The organism is Methylobacterium sp. E-005, assembly GCF_022829725.1.
In the GTDB taxonomy this organism is placed as follows: domain Bacteria; phylum Pseudomonadota; class Alphaproteobacteria; order Rhizobiales; family Beijerinckiaceae; genus Methylobacterium.
Genome location: NZ_JAKSYG010000079.1, coordinates 1 through 2148 on the forward strand (window position 1 = coordinate 1; position 2148 = coordinate 2148).

Consider the following 2148-nt stretch of genomic DNA (forward strand, 5'->3'; position numbering starts at 1 on the left):
GTGCCCGGCTGCTCGGACATCCCGGTGATCGTATTGACGGGTCGCGAATTCTCAGCGGACGACCGGAGCAAGCTTCGCGGCGCGAGCCAGATCCTCAATCGTGGCGACCTCGCGTCGGCGAGTCTGGCCGAAAGGCTGAGAAGTCTGACCGCCTGAAAAGGGTGAAGGTGCCGCAGCAGCATTGGCATCAAGCCTAACCCGAAATCTAATCTGAGGTCATCAGTTCGGAAGCCTGAATGACAGGGCCGGGTCGTAGGCCTTGTGTCCGCTTTCCCGACTCGTTTGCTCGAAAGCGGAACGACGGCTCTCGGCCAGCATCTGCCACCACGAAGCGCCAGCCTGAACGTCGCAGATGGGTGGTTTTCCGTCGGTCCGCTTTCCGGGCAGAAATGGGAAAAGCGGCCACTCGGCAATTGGCCGAAGAAGACCGATCATTGACCGGTAACAACAGGCTGCGTGAACCTTCGTGGAGGGTTTTGCCTGGACCGCTGGACCGCTCGTCTTCTTATGCCCCCATGGTCAAAACGGAGCCACCGTCAACCCGCAGAAACTCGCCGGTGATGAAGCTGGCCCGCTCGGAGCAGAGGAACGTCACCGCCGCGGCGACTTCCTCGGCCTTGCCGCGGCGTTTGGCAACGATGCCCGGACGCTCCTCGTCCAGCGTCTTCTGGATTGCCTCATCGAAGGAGATGCCCTTCTCCTTCGACTTCTTTTCCATCTGCGCGTCGGTCATCGGTGTGGCGATGAAGGCCGGCCCGACCGCGTTCACCAGCACGCCGTCCGGCCCGTAGGCCTTCGACAGTCCCTTCGCGAGGTTCAGGACGCCGGCCTTCGCGGCCGCATAGGGGAGTTCCTCGATGTAGGGCTGCACAGCGTCCTCCGAGGAGAACAGCACGACCCGGCCCCAACCCGCCTTGCGCATGTGCGGGATGAAGGCCCTGGTCGCGCGCACCCCGGCCATGAGGTCGGTCTGTATCGCCTCCAGCCAGTCGTCGTCGGTCAGTTCGAGGAAGTCCCCGGACGCGCCGGTGATGCCGGCGGCGCAAACGAGAATGGTCGGCTTGTCGTCGAAGGCCATGTTGGCGAAGGCCGCGAGCACCTCGATCCCCTTGGCCTCACTGAGGTCGGCCTGGACGGCGCGGACCTGACCCAGCGCCGCCAGTTCCGCGGCGGTCGCCTCCAACTCCGGGCCTTCCTTGTCGGTGAGGACGACGTGAACGCCCTCGCGCAGAAGATGCTCCGCGGTCGAGCGACCCATGCCCGACTTGGCGCCCGTGACGACGGCGACCCGCCCTTTGATTCCGAGATCCATCTGTTTCGTTCCGTTGACATCCATATCCCGCCAAACATGACGAGGACCCTGGATGCATGAGTTGAAGAGGATCGACGCAATCGCTCAGTTCGGGTGGAACACGACCTTCACGCAACCGTCCTTCTTGTCCCGGAACGTCTTGTAGAGGTCCGGCCCGTCGGCGAGGTTGGTGGAGCGGTGGGTGATCATCGACGTCATGTCGATTTTCCCCTCCTGGATCAGCTTGGTCAGCGTCTCCAGGTAGCGCTTCACGTGGGTCTGCCCACTCTTCATGGTCAGGCCCTTCTGAACGATCATGCCCATGTTGACCGGGATCGGGCCGCCGTAGACGCCGGGCACCGAGACGATGCCGCAGGGGCGCACCGCCTTGATCGCCTCCATCAGGGCGTAGGGCCGCTCGGTTGAGGTCAGCTTCTCCTGGATCGTGTTGACGAGGCTGGCGACGCCATGGCCGGCGCTGGCCTCCATTCCGACGCAGTCGATGACGCCGTCGGCGCCCTCGCCCTTGCTGATCTCCTTGATCCGCTCGAACACGTCTTCCTTCGCGTAGTCGATGATGTCGGTCGCGCCGTAGGTGCGGGCCAGCGCGAGGCGCTCCGGCACCGTGTCGATGGCGATGATGCGCTCGGCCCCCATGATCTTGGCCGACTGGATCGCGAACAGGCCGACCGGCCCCGCGCCCCAGACCGCGATGACCTCGCCGCCCTTGATCTCGCAATGCTCGGCGCCCTGCCAGCCGGTGGGCAGGATGTCGGTGAGGAACAGCAGCGACTCGTCGTCCACGCCCTCGGGCGCCAGCATCGGCGCCACGTCCGCCATCGGCACGCGCACGTATT

At 64.5% G+C, this 2148-nt stretch carries 2 protein-coding genes; both read right to left on the reverse strand.

From position 1 onward, the window contains the following. Positions 1-505: 505 nt before the first annotated feature. A complete protein-coding gene (locus MKK88_RS08775; RefSeq protein WP_243986023.1) occupies positions 506-1312 on the reverse strand; it encodes an SDR family NAD(P)-dependent oxidoreductase in 807 nt (268 codons plus the stop codon). An 84-nt stretch (positions 1313-1396) separates the two neighbouring features. Beyond that, positions 1397-2148: zinc-binding dehydrogenase (locus tag MKK88_RS08780; protein WP_243998886.1), on the reverse strand; the 752-nt coding region annotated here is incomplete at its 5' end.